Below are 16,455 nucleotides of genomic sequence, written 5' to 3'. Positions count from 1 at the left end.
CCCGTGATTCTCGTGACTCGCCTCAACGGGTCGGTGTTCGCCGTGAACCCCGACCTGGTCCAGCGCGTCGACGCGACCCCGGACACGGTCATCACCCTCGTGGACGGGGCCAAGTTCGTCGTGACGGAGACGCTGGACGACATCGTGGAGCGCGTCCTCGCGTTCCGCGCCCGCGTCGTCGCCACCGCGCACGCGCTGGAGGAGACGGGGACCGCCGACGTCCTCGAGCTGCCGGCGCACCCGACGAGCGACAGCTCGCACACCCGCAGCACCCCCACCACCAGCGACACCGACGGCGACCTGCCCGCGCCGACCCCGCTGCACCGCAGGAGGCCGTGAGATGGACATCGCATCGATCGCAGGGCTGGTCGTCGCGGCCGTGGCCGTCCTCTGGATGCAGAACCACGAGGGTGGTTCGCCCACCGACATCCTCCTGCCCGGCCCCCTGGTGCTGGTCTTCATCGGCACGATCGGCGTCGGCCTCATGGGCGGCACGCTCAAGGACGGCCTCGGCGCGCTGAAGCAGATGCAGAAGGCGTTCCTCGGCAAGCCGAAGAACTCCGCCGAGACCGTCGGCGTCCTGGTGAAGATGGCCGAGCGCGCCCGCCGCGAGGGCCTGCTGGCCCTGGAGGACGCCATCAAGGAGGTCGACGACCCCTTCCTGCGCGACGGCCTGCAGACCGCCATCGACGGCACCGACCCCGACGAGCTGTACGAGATCCTCACCGCGCAGATCCAGGCGAAGAAGGCCGCCGACAAGCAGGCCGCGAAGATCTTCGGCGACATGGGCGGTTACGCGCCCACCGTCGGCATCTGCGGCACGGTCATCTCGCTCGTGGTCGTCCTGCAGAACCTCACCGACGCCGCGGCCCTGGGCCCGATGATCGGCGCGGCGTTCGTGGCGACCTTCTGGGGCGTGGCCAGCTCGAACTTCTTCTTCCTGCCCGTGCAGAGCCGCCTGATGCGCCTGTCCGGTCTGGAGGTCGCCCAGATGGAGCTGGTCGTCGAGGGCATCCTCGCCATCCAGGCCGGCTCCAACCCGCGCTCGGTCGCCCGCAAGCTCGAGAGCCTCCTGCCGCCGGGGACGGCCGTCGCCGACGCGAAGAAGGCCGCCTGATGTCCGCCGCGGGCAAGCGCCGGCACAAGCACGAGGAGCACGACGAGCACGTCAACCACGAGCGCTGGCTGGTCTCCTACGCGGACATGCTGACGGTGCTCATGGCCCTGTTCATCGTCCTCTTCGCGCTCAGCCAGGTCGACGTCGTCAAGTTCGCCCAGTTCAAGGCGGGCATGACCGACGGGGAGTCCGCCTCCAACCTCGTCCTGCCCGGCAACGACGGCATCAACCAGATCGACAACGGGCAGGACCCGGTCGACCTCGCGCCCTTCGCCGGCGGCGACCCCATGCAGTCCCTCACCGTCGCCCAGGCGGTGCAGGAGGCGCAGGACGCCGCCGACACGCAGCGCTCCGTCTCCGACCTGCAGAAGGCGATCGCCGAGGTCGCCGGCTACCGGGAGCTGGAGGCGCGGATCGACGCGGCCCTGGCGGCCGGCGGCGACCAGGACCAGGTCACCTACCGGATCACCTCCGACGGCCTGGTCATCGGGCTGGTCGCCGACAACGTGTTCTTCGAGAACGCCAGCGCCGACGTCATGCCCACCGGCCTGGACGTCCTGGACGTCGTCGGGCCGATCCTCGCGCAGCTGCCGAACGAGATCGCCGTGCAGGGGCACACCAACTCCCTGCCGCTGCGCGGCAACGCCCGCTACCGCGACAACTGGGACCTGTCCTCGGCCCGCGCCAACTCGGTCCTGACGCACTTCACCGGCCGCGCCGGGATCAGCGACCAGCGCCTGTCGTCCACCGGGTACGGGTCGGCGCGCCCGCTGTACCCGGACGCCGACCCGCGGGCTCTGGCCGGCAACCGGCGCGTCGACCTCGTCGTCGCCTCGCCGTCCCCGGAGTCCGTCAAGGCGCTGCTGCCGCAGGTGGCGCAGAACACGCCCACCGACGGTCCCGCCGAGCTGGACGTCCCCACGGGCGCCGACGCCACCACGGAGAGCACCACCACGGGGACCGCCACCGCGGTCCCCGCCAGCACCACCACCGACACCCACAGCGCGAGCACGACGGGAGGCCACTGACATGGCCGGCAAGAAGAACGACGCCGACACCGCCGAGAAGGGCGGCAAGCTCGGCGGGAAGAAGCTCATCGTCGTGGCAGCCCTGGGCGCGGTGCTGCTGGCCGGCGGCACGGGCGGGGGTGTCTTCCTGCTCACCAAGGGCGACTCGGCCTCCGCCGCCGCCCACGAGGAGGAGGAGCACCTGGTCCCCGGTGACGTCACCGCCCTGGACCCGATCACCCTCAACCTGGCCGACGGGCGCTACCTGAAGCTGGGCATCGCCCTGCAGGCGGTGGCCAGCGAGGGCGGCGGGCACGGCGGTTCCAGCGGCCCCGACGGCAGCAAGGCCCTGGACCTGGCGATCTCCACGTTCAGCGGCGCGCGGATGGCCGACCTGCAGAGCGCCGAGCAGCGCCAGAAGTACAAGGACGACCTGCAGGCGAAGATCGTCGAGGCGTACACGGAGGAGGCGGCCAAGGAGGGCGAGAAGCCGCACAAGACGGTCATGGGCATCTACTTCACCCAGTTCGTCATGCAGTGACCGCCGCCTGACCCGCCCCACCCCTCCCACCCGCCGTGATCTTGCTGGTAGTCCCAGCAAGATCACGGCGGGTGTTCGCGTCACGGGACGAGGGCGGGGAGAGCGGCGGGGAGAGCGGCGGGGAGAGCGGCGGGGGAGGTCCCCTCACCCGCGCGGGCTAGCGCTAAAGGGTGACGGCCGTCCGTGCCGATAGGTACGGCGTGGCACCCGAGACCTCCACCAGCGCAGAGCGGACCGGCGGCCGTCGCTCGCGACGGCGCGGCGTCCCCGTCCCGTACGACTTCCGGCGCCCGACCAAGCTCTCGCGCCAGCACGCGCGCGTCCTCGAGATCACCTACGAGGCGTTCTGCCGCCAGTGGGCCACCCTGCTGTCCTCCACCCTGCGCACCACCGTGCAGGTCGAGCTGGACGGCATCCAGCAGTACAGCTACGACGAGTACGCCGCCGAGCTGCCCATGCCCACCGTCATGGCGGTCGTGGACCCCGAGCCGCTCGTGGGCGCCGGCGTCCTGCACGTGGACACCCCGCTGCTGCTCAGCTGCGTGGAGCGGATGCTCGGCGGCGCCGGCAAGCCCGGCCAGCCGCAGCGCGTCCTGACCGACATCGAGGCCGTCCTGGCCAAGGGGCTGCTCGAGCGGACCCTGGTGGAGCTGGCCGCGAGCCTGACCAGCATCGTCGACCTGAAGCCGCGCCTGACGAGCCTGGAGCAGAACCCGCAGTTCGCCCAGGCCGCCGCCGCCACCGACGTCATGATCGTCGCGGCGTTCCACCTGCAGGTGGAGCAGGCCAGCGGGACCGCCACCCTGGCCATGCCGCTGGACCCGCTGTCCGCCGCGCTGTCGGCCGCCGAGCTGCGCGTGGCCAGCCCCGAGGAGCTGCGGGTGCGCCGCCTCATGCGCGACCGCCTCGACGACCACCTCGAGCACATCCCCGTCGACGTCTCCGTGCGCTTCACCGCCGCGCAGATGCGCCCCGACGAGATCCTCGCCCTCGTGCCCGGCGACGTGATCCGCCTGCCGCACACCGCCGACACCCCCCTCGAGGTCGTCGCCTCCGACGTCCACGTCGCCTCCGCCGTCGCCGGCAGCCGCGGCCAGCGGCTCGCCTGCCTGATCGTCCCCACCCCCGAGGAGAGCTCCCGATGAGCACCGCCACCCACGCCGACGTCCACGCCTTCGTCACCCAGGCCGCCGAGGCGGCGCTGGCGGTGCTGCCCCTGGCCTCGCCCGGGACCCTGACCGGTGTCGTCCCCGTGGCCTCCGCCCCCGACCTGGGCGACGAGGGCACCGCGGTGTCGGCGAACTTCGCCGGCGCGGCCACCGGCCGCGTCACCGTCGTGGTCGGCGAGGCCACCCTGGAGACGCTCCTGACCAGCCCCGAGGGCGCGCTCGACCCCGTCGACGCGCTGCGCCCGGCGCTGGAGACGGCCGTGGCCACCCTGGGCCCGTGCGTGCTGGAGGCCGGTGTCGAGCAGGACCCGGCCGCCGCGTTGGGCGCCCTGGACGGCGGCGCCGTCGCCGTCATCGGCGCCGGGGGCGAGACCCTGGCCCTCATCGGCATCACCTTCAGCGCCGACGTGCCGGCCGCCGCCGCGCCCGTCGCCTCGGCCACCTCGGCCGCCGCGGCCGCCGTCGCCGGTGGCCCGCGCCGCACGATGGACCTGCTGCGAGACGTGCAGATGGACGTCACGGTCGAGCTGGGCCGCACGAGCATGACCGTGCACGACCTGCTGGCCCTGACCCCCGGCGCGGTCGTCGAGCTGGACCGCGCCGCCGGCAGCCCGGCGGACATCCTCGTCAACGGCCAGCTCATCGCCCGCGGCGAGGTCGTCGTCGTCGACGAGGACTACGCCATTCGCGTCACCGAGATCGTCACCCCGGGCACGGAGGCCGGCGCCTGATGGAGGCCCTCGCGGCGTTGGCCCGCATGTCGGTCAGCCTGGTCGCCGTCCTCGGGCTGCTGTACCTGGCGGCCCGCTGGCTGCGCCGCTCCAAGCTGGCCGGCCTGGGCGGCGCCGAGGGCGTGGCCGTCCTGACCCGCCAGGGCGTGGGCCACAAGGCCGGTGTGGCGGTCGTGCGGGTGGGCGAGCGCGCCCTGGTCGTCGGGGTCACCGAGCAGCAGGTCACCCTGCTGGCCGAGACCACCCTGGCCGAGCTGGGCGCCGACGAGGCCGTGAGCGGGCCGGCCGCCGCACCGGCCGCCGAGGAGGCGGCCGAGCCCGTCACCGTCGAGCTGCCCGGGACCGGCGAGCCGGTCGCGCGCGCGGTGGGGGAGCGCTACACCCGCCGCGCCGGCACCCGCGGGACCGCCGGTCCCACCGCTCCCACGAGCACCCCCGCTCCCACCCCCGCCACGACGAGCGCCACGACGAGCACCGCGGCACCCGCCGCCGCGGTCGTGCCCGCCCCCGGCCGCCACAGCGCCTCCACCGGTGCGCTGGCCGGGTCGGCGCTGTCCCCGGCCACCTGGACGAAGGCGGTCGACGTGCTGCGCGAGAGGACGACACGACGGTGACCCACCGCCTGCGCCGCACCGCCGGCGTCCTGATGCTCGGGCTGCTGCTGGCCGCCGCGTTCTGGCTCGCCCAGGCCGGGCACGCCAGCGCCGCCCAGCTGGCCGCCGTCAGCGCGCCCGTGGCCCCCGAGGCGCCCGCCGCGCCCGGCCAGGTCACCATCGACGTGGGCGGCCTGACCGGCGTGGACGGCAAGCCCAGCCAGTCGATCACCATCCTGGTGGCGCTGACCCTGCTGTCGGTGGCGCCCTCGCTGCTGCTGCTGTGCACCAGCTTCACCAAGATCCTCGTCGTGCTGGGCCTGACCCGCAACGCCCTGGGCCTCATGGGCACCCCGCCCAACCAGGTCCTGGCCGGCCTGGCGCTGTTCCTGACGTTCTTCGTCATGGCGCCGGTCTTCAGCGACATCAACCAGGTCGCCGTCCAGCCCTACCTGAACGGCACACCCATCACCGAGGCGTTCGGCGCCGCGCAGGACCCGCTCAAGCAGTTCATGTGCGGGCAGACCCGCGGCGACGAGATCGCCCTCATCACCCGCGCCGCGGACCGCGACGACCCCGCCAACTGCCTGGCCACCCCGATCACCACGCTGATCCCCGCCTTCGCCCTGTCGGAGCTGCGCTCGGCGTTCATCATCGGGTTCGTCATCTTCATCCCGTTCCTGGTCATCGACATCGTCGTCTCCGGCGCGCTGATGAGCCTGGGCATGATGATGCTGCCGCCCGTCACGGTGGCCCTGCCCTTCAAGCTGCTGCTGTTCGTCATGGTCGACGGCTGGAACCTCGTCGTGAAGTCGCTGGTCGCCAGCTACGGCGGCGGCTGACCCCGCGTCCCACGCGTCCCGGGATCCCCACGGACCCCGGGCGTCCCGCGCCGCGCTCAAGCCGTTCACCCGTCCGGCCGAAGCACCTCCCAGCACCCCCCGCACCCGCCCGACGGAAGGCACCTGCGATGACCGACGTGACCGTCATCCACATCGGGATGACCGCTCTCGTCCTCGCCGCCAAGCTGTCCGCCCCGCTGCTGCTGACCGCCCTGGCCGTCGGCTTCGGCATCTCCCTGTTCCAGTCGGTCACCCAGCTGCAGGAGATGACGATCTCGTTCGTGCCCAAGGCGATCGCCGTCGGCATCGCGATCGTCGTGTGCGGGCGGTGGATGCTGCACGAGGCCACGGCCTTCACCACCGACCTGTACGAGCGCATCCCCGAGATCGTCCGCGGCGGCTGAGGCGGTGTCGGGCACCCCGAGCGCGATCCCGCTCGACCTGCTGCTGGCGCTGCTGCTGGCCTCGGTGCGCGTGGTCTCCTTCCTCGTCCTGGCCCCGCCGTTCGCCAACCGCGCCGTCAACGCCCGCGTCAAGGCGATGCTCGCCTTCGCGATCGCCCTGCCGATGGCCGAGGGCCTGCGCGAGCAGGTGCCCGCCGCCGAGCCGGCCGCCCTGATCGGCGCCGTCGCCCAGCAGGTCCTCGTCGGCGGTGTCCTGGGCGCCCTGTGCGCGCTGGTCTTCGCCGCCGTGCAGTCCGCCGGCGACCTCATCGACCTCTTCGGCGGCTTCCAGCTGGCCAGCGCCTACGACCCGCTCATGCAGGCCCAGACGGCCATCTTCGGCAAGCTGTACGCGGCCACCACCAGCGCCCTGCTCGTCTTCACCGGCGGGCACCTGCTCGTGCTGCAGGGGATGCTGCGCACCTTCGACGTGCTGCCGCTGGACGCCGGCCTGGACTGGGCCACCGTCGCGAGCGTCTTCACCGCCGGCATCGGCACGCTCATGCTGTCCGCGCTGCAGATCGCCGCCCCGCTGATCGCGGTCCTCTTCGTCGCCGACATCGGCCTGGGCCTGCTCTCGCGCGTGGCCCCGGCCCTGAACGTCTTCGCGATGAGCTTCCCGCTGAAGATCCTCATCACCCTCACCCTCGGCGGCTTCGCCTACGCCGTCCTGCCCGGGGTGGTCACCGACCTGGCCGGCCAGCTGCGCGAGACCCTCGTGCGCCTGGCCGCCGCGGGCGGCGGGGGGTGAGCCGGGCGTGAGCGGGGAGAAGACCGAGAAGCCGACTCCCAAGCGCCTCAAGGAGGCGCGCCAGGAGGGCAACGTCCCCCAGTCGCGCGACGTCGCGGCCTGGTTCAGCGTCGCCGCCGGGGCCGTGCTCGTCCCGCGCACCATCGAGTCCGCCCGCGACCTGTGCCGCGACACCCTCGCCCAGCTGGGCGACGTGGCCGCCCAGCCGGAGCCCGCGCGCGCCCTGAAGACCCTCGTGGAGACCTTCTCCGGCCTGCCCGCCGTCCTCGGCCCGCTGGCCCTGGTCACCGTGCTGGCCGTCGTCGCCTCCGGCGGCGTGCAGGGCACCCTGCGCCCGGCGACGAAGAAGCTGAAGCCGAAGTTCTCCAACCTCAACCCCGTCAACGGCCTCAAGCAGCACTGGGGGCCGCAGGCGCTGTGGGAGGGGGCCAAGTCGCTGCTGAAGACCGTCCTCATCGGCGTCGCGCTGTGGGTGGTGGCCCGCACCCTGGCCCCGCAGCTGATCGGCACCGGCCTGCTGCCGCTGTCCTCGGTGCTGTCGGCCACCGGCGCCGCCATCGGCTCCATGCTCACCGTCACGATCGTCATCGGCCTGGTCATCGCCGTCGCCGACTTCGCCATGAGCCGGCGCCGGGTCATGAAGAAGCTGCGGATGAGCAAGCACGACGTCAAGCAGGAGCACAAGAACGCCGAGGGCGACCCGCTGCTCAAGGGCGCCATCCGCTCCAAGCAGATGGCCATGTCCCGCAACCGCATGATGGCCGACGTCGCCAAGGCCGACGTCGTCGTCGTCAACCCCACCCACATCGCCGTGGCGCTGCGCTACGAGCCCGGCACCGGCGCGCCCAAGGTCGTGGCCAAGGGCGCCGGCCTCATCGCCACCAGGATCCGCGAGCGCGCCCGCGAGCACGGCGTCCCCCTCGTCAAGGACGTCGCCCTGGCCCGCACGATGTACAAGAGCGTCAAGGTCGGCCAGGAGATCCCCGCGGAGCTGTTCGCGGCCGTGGCCAAGGTGCTCGCCTTCGTGATGAACCTGCGCGCGCGCGGCAGCGTCACCGCCCTCGGCGACGCGCACACCGTCCCCGCCGGCTGACACCCGCCCGCGCCACCCCGCGGGCGCTCAAGCCCCCGGGCGCGGGTGCCGAGGAAGAGGGAGCCAGGACGGCGCAGCAGGGCCACGGACGGGCCGCTGACCGAGGTCACCCGCACGGGTGACCGTGCGACACAGGCGGTGCAGTGAACTTCCGCAACCTCACGCAGATGGCGGTGCCGGCAGGAGTCGTCGGCATCGTGCTGCTGCTCGTCGTGCCGCTGCCGGCGGCGCTGCTGGACTTCCTCATCGCCGCCAACATCACCTGCTCGCTGCTCGCGCTGCTCGTGGTGATGTTCGTCAAGCGGCCCCTGGACTTCTCCGTCTTCCCGGCCCTGCTGCTGGTCCTGACGCTCTTCCGGCTCGGCCTGAACGTGGCCTCCACCCGGCTGGTGCTCTCCGACGGCTACGCCGGCAAGGTCATCGAGGCCTTCGGCCACTTCGTGATCTCCGGCTCGCTGGTCATCGGCCTGGTGATCTTCCTGATCCTCGTGGTCATCCAGTTCGTCGTCATCACCAAGGGCGCCGAGCGGGTCGCCGAGGTCGGCGCCCGCTTCACCCTGGACGCGATGCCCGGCAAGCAGATGGCCATCGACGCCGACCTGAACGCCGGGCTCATCGACGAGGCCGAGGCCCGCCGCCGGCGCGCCGACGTCACCGCCGAGGCCGACTTCTACGGCGCCATGGACGGTGGCTCGAAGTTCGTCAAGGGCGACGCCATCGCCGGCATCATCATCGTGATCATCAACCTCGTCGGCGGCTTCGCCATCGGCATGCTGCAGCGGGGGATGGGCCCGGGCGAGGCCATCAACCAGTACGCCCTGCTCAGCATCGGCGACGGGTTGTCCTCCCAGGTGCCGGCGCTGCTGCTGAGCGTGGCCACCGGCCTCATCGTCACCCGCGCCACCTCCTCCGGGGACATGGGCAGCGAGGCCATCGCGCAGCTGGGCCAGAACAAGCTCGTCCTGCAGATCGCCGGCGGCGCCGCCCTGGTCCTGGCCGTCATCCCCGCCATGCCCAAGCTGCCGTTCTTCCTCGTCGGCGCGCTGTGCTTCCTGGCCGCCCACCGCATCGGCAAGCGCGACGCGCGCGCCGCCCGCGAGCAGGCGCTGGCCGAGGCCGCGCCCGCCCCCGTCAACCCCGACGAGGCCGCCGCCTCCCTGCTGGACGAGATGCGCGTGGACCCCCTCGAGGTGGTCCTGGCCCCCGACCTGGTCGACCTCGTCGACACCTCCGGCGGCGGCGACCTGCTGGAGCGCGTGCGCTCCCTGCGCCGCAAGATCGCCCTGGAGCTCGGCCTGGTCGTGCCGCCGGTGCGCACCCGCGACTCCCTGGACCTGCCGATGTCCACCTACGCCGTGCGCATCTCCGGGGTCGAGGTCGCCCGCGGGCAGGCCCCGCCCGGGCAGGTCCTGGCCCTCGGCGACAACCTGGACGGCCTGCCCGGCCGCGCCACCGTCGAGCCGGTCTTCGGGCTGGCCGGCAAGTGGGTGCCCGCCGAGCTGCGCCACCAGGCCCAGCTGATGGGCGCCACCGTCGTCGACCGCGCCAGCGTCCTCATCACCCACCTCGGCGAGCTGGTCCGCAGCCACGCCCCGCGCCTGCTGGGCCGCGAGGACGTGCGCTCGCTGGTGGACGCCCTCAAGCGCACCCACCCCGTCGTCGTCGACGAGCTCACCCCCAGCGTCCTGACGCTGGGGGAGGTGCAGCGGGTCCTGCAGGCCCTGCTGGACGAGAGCGTCCCCATCCGCGACCTGGCCCGGATCTTCGAGGCGCTCAGCCTCAAGGGCAAGCAGGGCTCGGACCTGGACGGGCTCGTCGAGGCCGCCCGCGCCGCCCTGGGCCCGGCCGTGGCCGCGGTGCACGAGCAGGACGGCGTCCTGCACGTCATCACCCTGGACCCGCTGCTGGAGCAGTCCCTGGCCGAGGCGCTGCGCCCCGGCGAGCACGGGGCCAGCCTCGCCCTGGACTCCGCCACCGCGGAGCACCTGGTGACCGCATCCCAGTCGTGCCTGGAACGCGCCGAGCAGCAAGGGATCTCGGCCGTCCTCGTCTGCGCGCCCCCGCTGCGCGCACCGCTGCGGCGCCTGCTCAAGGTCGCCGTCGGCCGCCTGAACGTCCTGTCCTACGACGACGTCAGCAACCACCCCCGGATCGAGACCGTTGGATCGGTGAGCGGTGTCCATGCACTTGCTTCTTGAGGGCTCTGACCTCCAGGACCTGCTGACGCAGGTCCGTGACCTGCACGGCGAGACCGCCCGCGTGGTCCGCGCCGAACGCGTCCGCAGCGGCGGCGTGGCCGGCTTCTTCACGAAGGAGCACTACGAGGTGACGGTCCAGATGCCCGGTGAGCACGAGCACGACGAGCACGACGGGCACGACGAGATCGGGGGCGTCACGGGCGTCACGGGCGTCACGGGCGTCACGGGCGTCGAGGGCGCTCGCGGCGCCACTCCCGCGAGCGCTCCGGTCCCCGGCCCGCCGCAGCCCGCGCCCGGCCGGCACGCCGCCCCCACCGGTCCGGCCGACGCGGCCGACGCGGCCGACGCCGCCGCGGCCGACGTCGACGGTCTGGACGCGCTGCTGGCCGCCGCCGACGCCGCCGACGCGACCGGGTCCACCGGCGCCGCCGGCGCCGCCGTGGGCGTGGCCCCCGAGGTCGCCGTCGCGTCCGCCGGGGCCCCCGCGGTCGCGGGGGAGGACGCCGAGGACTTCGAGACCGCCCGCCAGGGCCTGCTCGCCATGCTGACCGCCGCCGGCGCCGTCGAGGGCGCTCGCGCGGCGGGCCTCGTGGACGAGGACGACCTGGCGCGCGCCGCGAGCCCGTCCCCCGCCGCGACGTCCCCCGGCCGGGGGCTCAAGGGATCGCCCGCGGGTGCCGAGGAAGAGGGCGTGCAGCCAGACACCCACACGGCCCAGTCCGCCGCGGCAGGCGTCCCCGGCGCCCCCGCTGGGGAGCAGGCGGCCGCCGAGGTGGCCGAGGAGGTCGTGGACCAGTCCCCGGCCACCGCCGGCGCCCGCGGCGACGAGCGCGCGGACCAGCGCACGGACGAGCAGGCCGACCAGCCCGCGGACGGCTTCGCCGCCGCGCTGGCCGCCGCCCGCGCCGAGCAGGACCGTCCCGCGCTGAAGGTCGTCCCCGACGCCGCCGAGCGCGAGGCCGCCGAGCGCGCCGCCCGCGAGCGCGAGGCCGCCGAGCGCGCCGCCCGCGAGCAGGAGGCCGCCGAGCGCGCCGCCCGCGAGGAGCGGACGGCCCGTCCGGCCGCCGCCGACGGCACCTACGACCGCGGCGTCCGCCGCGCCACGGCCCAGGCCCCCCAGCCGGCCCCCCGGCCGGCTCCCGCGCGCAGCCTCGGCGACGTGCTCGCCGCGGCGGACGCCGGTGACGGCGCGGGCCGCCTGGACGCGCTGCTGGCCGCCGGCGCTCGCGGCGGACCGGGTGCGCACGGCGCCCACGGTGTCCCGCACCGGCCCGTCTCGACCGAGGGCCGGTACTTCGCCGCCACGATGGCCTCGGTGCAGCGTCACCTCGCCGCTGACGACACTGCACGAGGTGTTACCCCTGCTGTACGGTCGGTCACTGAGCGGGAGCCTGCCCGTCCGGGGGCACCCGCCGCCCGTCTCCGGGAGGACTTCGTGGGACCTGACCCGTACAGCAGCGACGACGCCGCCGAGGCGGAGGCCGTCGCGCGCCGCGACGCCGCCGACGACCGGGGGCTGCGCCGCCCCGGCCTGCGCCGGCCCGCCCCCGTCGAGGACGCCTTCGGCGACCCGTTCGGGGACCGCGCCGCCGACGCCGAGCCGGCCGACGAGCGCTTCGACGACCGCTCCCAGGAGCGCTTCGACGACCGCTCCCTGGAGCGCTTCGACGACCGTGCCGAGGAGCGGTTCGAGGACCCCTACGCCGGTGCCGAGGCGCACCCGCGCGGTCCGCGCGAGGCGTACGCCCCTCGGCCGGCCCCGTCCGGCCACCCCACCGAAGACCCCACCCGCGCCACCCCGACGGCAGGAGACCCCGACGTGCAGAACCAGGCCAGCTACTTCGAGCCCCGCGCCGAGTGGCGTCCCTCCCTCGTGGCCGACCGCGGCCGCGAGGTGCCGCGCGAGCAGGTCCCGGCCGGCCTGCGCAGCGACCCCCGCGGCGACGTGCGCGGCGACGTGCGGCCCGCGGCGCGCGAGGACGTGCGCGGCGGCTACCGCGAGGACGTGCGCGACGCCTACCGCGGCGACGTGCGCGAGGACTACCGCGAGGACCACCGCGAGCCGGTGCGCTCGACCCGGCGAGACGACGAGGTGCGTGACATGGAACCGACGTATCGTGAGGCTATGACTACTTACAGTGAGCGCACTGCGCCGCGGCGTCCCCAGTACCGCGACGCGGCGGACTCCTCGGACGTCCTGCGCCTGGCGCGGGACATCGAGGTGCCCGGCCCGCTGCGGGTGGGCGCCGGTGAGCTGGTCGTCGTCATCGGCGAGGCGGACGCGGTCGTCGCGGCCAGCATCCTCGTCGCCGACGAGGTCGGCTCGGAGGCTCCCGTGGTCATGGGCCGCGCCGAGGTGCACGACACCGTCACCGCCGACGAGCTGCCCGCCCGCCAGCAGCAGGCGCGCCGCTGGTCGGCCCCGCTGACCGTGGCCCTGCCGGCCCGCCCGACCGCCGCCGACGCCGAGCGCGCCGCGCGCCTGGCCGCCGAGGTCGGCGCCGCCGCCGTCGTCGTCTGCGTCGACGCCACCCGTCGCACCCACGCGGTCACCTCCCTGCTGCGGGCCCTGGAGGGCGCGGGCGTCCCGGCCCGACGCCTGGCCGTGCACCGCGCCGCCGAGAGCCCGGACCCGCTGGACGTCCTGGCCCTCGACGTCCCCGTCGGCTTCCTGGACGGACGCCCGGCCACCTCCGGCGCCTGGGCCGGTCTGCTGCTGGACGCGGCGACCGACCTCGGCGGCGCCGGCCGCTGACACCCGGAAGGACCCGGTAGGACCCCGTGGCGCGAACCGCGGGGGCGGCACCCGGGCGGCGCACCGCGCCGCCCGGGTGGCCCGCCCTCAACAGCCGGGTGCACGTGCGCGTGCACCTGCCCGAGAAGCTCGGCGACCGCGAGCTGGAGCTGCCCACCCGCGTCGAGGACGAGGTGGACGGCGCCCTGGTGGTCGCCGCACCCACCTTCGCCGGTGACCTGCACGTGGCCGTGCCCGGCCTGCCGGTCGCCGTCAGCTGGTCCAGCGACCGCGGCCGCTGCGTCGTGGACGCCGTGCTCGTGCGGGTGGTCCGCCACCGCGTCTCCTGCTGGGAGCTGGAGCCGGCCTCGGACGTGCGCACCGAGCAGCGCCGCCGCTACGCGCGCGTGCGCACCAGCGGCCACGTGCGGGTCCTGCCGGTGCCGGACGAGACCGGCGCGCGCCGCCCGCCGGCCCCGCCGGTGCAGCCCGCCCTGCAGGCTGCACCGCTGCAGGCCCTGCCCGCCCTGCGCCGGGCCCTGCGGGCCGCCGCCGACGGGCGCGGGGAGGACCCCGCCCCGGCGGCGGGCGCCACCGGAGGCACCACCGCGGACGCCGGGCCGGACGTGCCGGTCGAGCCGGAGCTGACGGCAGCCTTCGTGGACCTCAGCGAGGGCGGGGCGTGCCTGCGGCTGGCCGAGCCGTCCTGGCTGACCCCCGGCCGCCGGGTGCGCGTGCTCTTCGACCTCGCCGGCGGTCCCGTGGACCAGCTGGCCGAGGTGGTGCGCGTCGCGCCGGCGCGCGACGTGGCCGACCGCCACGACGTCGTGCTCGCCTTCGTCGAGCCCGTGCCCGCCGCCGACCGGCTGCGCCAGCACGTCATGAGGACCCAGATCGACAACCGCCGCCGAGGAGACCGATGACCGCGATCGTGCTGGCCGCCGCGCTGCTGCTGGCCTCGCCCTCGGTGGTGGCGGCCCTGTCCGGGCGCGGCAGCGTCGACACCGCCCTGTGGCACCTGGCGCTGGCGCTGCTGGTCAGCTTCCTCGCCGGCAAGGTCGTGCGCGCCGTCGTGACCGGCTACGAGCGCGCCCAGGAGGCCGCGGCCGCCGAGCTGGCCGCGGCGGAGGCCGCCGGGGACCAGGGACCCGACGGCGCGCCCCTGGTGCCGGGGGCCCGCCGCCGCGACGACCGGTGACGCGCTGCGCCGGACGAGTGGTGACTGGATCGGCATGGACCGACACGCCTCGTCACCTATGCTGAGCGCATGCTGGTCCTGACGCGCAAGGCGGGCGAGTCCGTCGTCATCGGTGACGAGGTCGTCGTGCGCGTGCTGGAGGTGCGCGGCGACGTCGTCCGGGTCGGCATCGACGCCCCCCGCGACGTGCAGGTGCACCGCCAGGAGGTCTACGAGGCCGTGCGCGAGGCCAACATCGCGGCCGCCTCCGCCTCCGCGGAGGCCATCAGCGCCCTGCAGGGCGTCGTGCGCCGCGCCGGCGGCTGACCCGCCGGTCCGCACCCGCGTGCGACCCGGCCTCGACCTGGCCGGTGGTCGCGCAGCGTGATGCACGTCACCCACCCGCCGGGCTGACGCGGGTCCGCCCGGGAAGACGACCACGCACCACCTCCTTAGGATGCGTACGAGCGCAGCGGTCCGCCGCGGCGCCCGAACGACCGCCGCCCTCCCGGGCGAGAGGACGACGCCGTCTGCGGTTCGACGAGCAGGAGCCGGCGCGCCCACCCCGGGCGGGTCGGGTCGGTCCGAGCCAGGAGGTACGAGATGGACACCACGACGCAGGTCGAGGGTCACGAGGTCGTCGACGTCCGCGACGTGCGCGAGCTGACGACCGTGGCCAACCCCCGGCGCGTGCAGCTGTGAGCTGACGCCCTCGTCACCACCGCGTGAGGCCGGTCCCCCTCGGGGGACCGGCCTCACGCGCGTCCCGGCCCCCGCACCGCCGCCGGTGGCGGGGGAGGGCCGTCAGGCCAGCTTCAGGACCCCGGCGCGGTACCAGCGGTGCAGCAGCTCGAAGCCGTCGTCACCGGTGACCCAGGTGACGTCGGTGTCCTCGGGTGCGCGGGTGGGCTGCAGCGGGGCGCCGCCGGCGAGGATCTTCTCCGCCGGCGTCAGGCGCCGGATGCCGACCGCGGCCACCCGCTCGGGCGCGGCCGCGGCGAACTCCGCGTACAGGCTGGGGTCGTGCTGGCCGTCGTCGCCCACCAGCAGCCACGTCACCTGCGGCAGCTCGCGCGCCAGCCGCGCCAGCGTCTCGCGCTTGTGGGCGCTGCCGTCGCGGAACCAGCCGGTGTTCGTGGGCCCCCAGTCGGTCAGCAGCAGCGGGCCGGTCGGGTAGCCGGAGCGGCGCAGGAAGCGCGTCAGGGTCGGCGCGACGTTCCACGCGCCCGTGGACAGGTACAGCACGGGCGCGCCGGGGTACTCGGCGACGACCTGCCGGTACAGGTCGGCCATGCCGTTGACGGGCACCCGCGCCTTCTCCGAGAGCACGAAGCTGTTCCAGGCCGCGATGAGCGGGCGCGGCAGGCGGGTGACCACGACGGTGTCGTCGATGTCGCTGAGCAGCCCGATCGTCGGCTCGGGGCCCACCACGGTGATCGTCGCGGTGCCCGAGCGGCTGGGACCGTCCTCGCCGCTCCGGACGCCGCCCTCCCCGGCGGGCCCGTCGTCGTCCTCGACGCTCAGGTGCACCTCGTGGGCGCCGGGCGGCAGGTCCACGGCGACCACCTCGTCCAGGTAGCCGCCGCGGTCGGTGCTCAGCCGCAGCTCCTGGCCGCCGACGCGCACCCGCACCTCCTGGTCGCTGACCGGGACGGTGAGGAAGTTGCGCCAGCCGCGCACGGCGGCGCGCTCGGCGGCGGCCCGCTCGGCCTCCTCGGCCTCCCGGCCCAGCAGCACCCGCCCCAGCACCCGCACCCACCCGGGCCCGCCGTAGCCGGGGTAGGCCACGACGCGGGTGTGGTAGCCGCGCCGGCGCAGCCGCGACCCGACGACACCCTTGACGGCCTCCTCGACCCGTGCGGCGCGGTGCAGGCCGTGCTCGCCCGGGCGGGCGGCCACGTCCAGCCCGCGCAGCCGCCCCAGGTCGTGCAGCGCGTCCTCGCGCAGCTGCTCGAAGTCCCGCCAGGCCTGCTCACGCCCCTCCGGGCCGGTCCGGCCGTCCGCCTGCCGCCGTCCGCGCGTGATCACCCGTTCACGCTAACGGGTGCGCGGGGGCTGC

17 protein-coding genes are annotated in these 16,455 nt (G+C 74.9%); 16 read left to right on the top strand and 1 reads right to left on the bottom strand.

The annotated features are described in order from the left end of the window. Positions 1 to 3 precede the first annotated feature (3 nt). The 16 genes from ACRYMY_RS06925 (at position 4) to csrA (ending at position 14,723) form a co-directional block, all read left to right on the top strand. On the top strand, positions 4 to 339 hold the full coding sequence (locus ACRYMY_RS06925; protein ID WP_432546531.1) for a flagellar FlbD family protein: 336 nt from the start codon (positions 4 to 6) through the stop codon (positions 337 to 339). Position 340: 1 nt separating this feature from the next. After that, positions 341 to 1,117 (top strand): motility protein A, encoded by a 777-nt coding sequence (locus ACRYMY_RS06920; RefSeq protein ID WP_432546530.1) that lies wholly within the window; start codon positions 341 to 343, stop codon positions 1,115 to 1,117. Further along, entirely contained in the window at positions 1,117 to 2,145 is a 1,029-nt protein-coding gene (locus ACRYMY_RS06915; RefSeq protein WP_432546529.1) for an OmpA/MotB family protein, read from the top strand. The genes ACRYMY_RS06920 and ACRYMY_RS06915 overlap by 1 nt, the downstream gene beginning before the upstream one ends. A 1-nt stretch (position 2,146) precedes the next feature. Further along, positions 2,147 to 2,665 carry a flagellar basal body-associated FliL family protein gene (locus tag ACRYMY_RS06910; RefSeq protein ID WP_432546528.1) on the top strand — a complete coding sequence of 173 codons (519 nt, stop codon included), beginning with the start codon at positions 2,147 to 2,149 and terminating at the stop codon, positions 2,663 to 2,665. 200 nt (positions 2,666 to 2,865) lie between these two features. After that, positions 2,866 to 3,810: a flagellar motor switch protein FliM gene (locus tag ACRYMY_RS06905; protein ID WP_432546527.1), complete on the top strand. Its 945-nt coding sequence runs from the start codon at positions 2,866 to 2,868 to the stop codon at positions 3,808 to 3,810. Beyond that, entirely contained in the window at positions 3,807 to 4,565 is a 759-nt protein-coding gene (fliN, locus tag ACRYMY_RS06900) for a flagellar motor switch protein FliN (RefSeq protein ID WP_432546526.1), read from the top strand. Before ACRYMY_RS06905 ends, fliN begins: the two co-directional genes overlap by 4 nt. Further along, complete coding sequence (locus ACRYMY_RS06895) at positions 4,565 to 5,179, top strand: FliO/MopB family protein (protein WP_432546525.1); 615 nt, start codon at positions 4,565 to 4,567, stop codon at positions 5,177 to 5,179. Before fliN ends, ACRYMY_RS06895 begins: the two co-directional genes overlap by 1 nt. Next, the gene (fliP, locus tag ACRYMY_RS06890) at positions 5,176 to 6,000 is read left to right on the top strand and encodes a flagellar type III secretion system pore protein FliP (protein ID WP_432546524.1); all 825 of its coding nucleotides are present in this window, start codon (positions 5,176 to 5,178) and stop codon (positions 5,998 to 6,000) included. The genes ACRYMY_RS06895 and fliP overlap by 4 nt, the downstream gene beginning before the upstream one ends. A gap of 128 nt (positions 6,001 to 6,128) precedes the next feature. Continuing rightward, the gene (locus tag ACRYMY_RS06885; protein ID WP_432546523.1) at positions 6,129 to 6,404 is read left to right on the top strand and encodes a flagellar biosynthetic protein FliQ; all 276 of its coding nucleotides are present in this window, start codon (positions 6,129 to 6,131) and stop codon (positions 6,402 to 6,404) included. A gap of 4 nt (positions 6,405 to 6,408) precedes the next feature. Next, positions 6,409 to 7,194, top strand: coding sequence for a flagellar biosynthetic protein FliR (locus ACRYMY_RS06880; protein WP_432546522.1), 786 nt, complete (start codon positions 6,409 to 6,411; stop codon positions 7,192 to 7,194). 7 nt (positions 7,195 to 7,201) lie between these two features. Beyond that, complete coding sequence (locus ACRYMY_RS06875; RefSeq protein WP_432546521.1) at positions 7,202 to 8,287, top strand: EscU/YscU/HrcU family type III secretion system export apparatus switch protein; 1,086 nt, start codon at positions 7,202 to 7,204, stop codon at positions 8,285 to 8,287. Between the two features lie 143 nt (positions 8,288 to 8,430). Next, a complete protein-coding gene (gene flhA / locus ACRYMY_RS06870) occupies positions 8,431 to 10,485 on the top strand; it encodes a flagellar biosynthesis protein FlhA (protein ID WP_432546520.1) in 2,055 nt (684 codons plus the stop codon). Next, positions 10,463 to 13,240 (top strand): hypothetical protein, encoded by a 2,778-nt coding sequence (locus tag ACRYMY_RS06865; protein ID WP_432546519.1) that lies wholly within the window; start codon positions 10,463 to 10,465, stop codon positions 13,238 to 13,240. The genes flhA and ACRYMY_RS06865 overlap by 23 nt, the downstream gene beginning before the upstream one ends. Positions 13,241 to 13,266: 26 nt before the next feature. Further along, on the top strand, positions 13,267 to 14,142 hold the full coding sequence (locus ACRYMY_RS06860; RefSeq protein WP_432546518.1) for a PilZ domain-containing protein: 876 nt from the start codon (positions 13,267 to 13,269) through the stop codon (positions 14,140 to 14,142). Next, positions 14,139 to 14,417, top strand: a complete 279-nt coding sequence (locus ACRYMY_RS06855; RefSeq protein ID WP_432546517.1) for a hypothetical protein — start codon at positions 14,139 to 14,141, stop codon at positions 14,415 to 14,417. The genes ACRYMY_RS06860 and ACRYMY_RS06855 overlap by 4 nt, the downstream gene beginning before the upstream one ends. Positions 14,418 to 14,486: 69 nt before the next feature. Next, the gene (gene csrA, locus ACRYMY_RS06850; RefSeq protein WP_369054573.1) at positions 14,487 to 14,723 is read left to right on the top strand and encodes a carbon storage regulator CsrA; all 237 of its coding nucleotides are present in this window, start codon (positions 14,487 to 14,489) and stop codon (positions 14,721 to 14,723) included. Between the two features lie 477 nt (positions 14,724 to 15,200). Here the strand turns inward: csrA and ACRYMY_RS06845 are convergent, their stop codons facing one another. Further along, positions 15,201 to 16,424 carry an App1 family protein gene (locus ACRYMY_RS06845; RefSeq protein ID WP_432546516.1) on the bottom strand — a complete coding sequence of 408 codons (1,224 nt, stop codon included), beginning with the start codon at positions 16,422 to 16,424 and terminating at the stop codon, positions 15,201 to 15,203. Positions 16,425 to 16,455 lie beyond the last annotated feature (31 nt).

Origin of the sequence: Kineococcus haloalkalitolerans (assembly GCF_050871905.1) — a bacterium.
GTDB lineage: Bacteria > Actinomycetota > Actinomycetes > Actinomycetales > Kineococcaceae > Kineococcus.
This window is presented reverse-complemented; position numbering and strand designations above follow the sequence as displayed.

What these genes read in the sequence shown, in the direction of transcription:
- ACRYMY_RS06920 (WP_432546530.1), top strand. Translation starts at nt 341, where the DNA reads ATGGACATCGCATCGATCGCAGGGCTGGTCGTCGCGGCCGTGGCCGTC.
- ACRYMY_RS06915 (WP_432546529.1), top strand. Translation starts at nt 1,117, where the DNA reads ATGTCCGCCGCGGGCAAGCGCCGGCACAAGCACGAGGAGCACGACGAG.
- ACRYMY_RS06910 (WP_432546528.1), top strand. Translation starts at nt 2,147, where the DNA reads ATGGCCGGCAAGAAGAACGACGCCGACACCGCCGAGAAGGGCGGCAAG.
- fliN (WP_432546526.1), top strand. Translation starts at nt 3,807, where the DNA reads ATGAGCACCGCCACCCACGCCGACGTCCACGCCTTCGTCACCCAGGCC.
- ACRYMY_RS06895 (WP_432546525.1), top strand. Translation starts at nt 4,565, where the DNA reads ATGGAGGCCCTCGCGGCGTTGGCCCGCATGTCGGTCAGCCTGGTCGCC.
- ACRYMY_RS06885 (WP_432546523.1), top strand. Translation starts at nt 6,129, where the DNA reads ATGACCGACGTGACCGTCATCCACATCGGGATGACCGCTCTCGTCCTC.
- ACRYMY_RS06855 (WP_432546517.1), top strand. Translation starts at nt 14,139, where the DNA reads ATGACCGCGATCGTGCTGGCCGCCGCGCTGCTGCTGGCCTCGCCCTCG.
- csrA (WP_369054573.1), top strand. Translation starts at nt 14,487, where the DNA reads ATGCTGGTCCTGACGCGCAAGGCGGGCGAGTCCGTCGTCATCGGTGAC.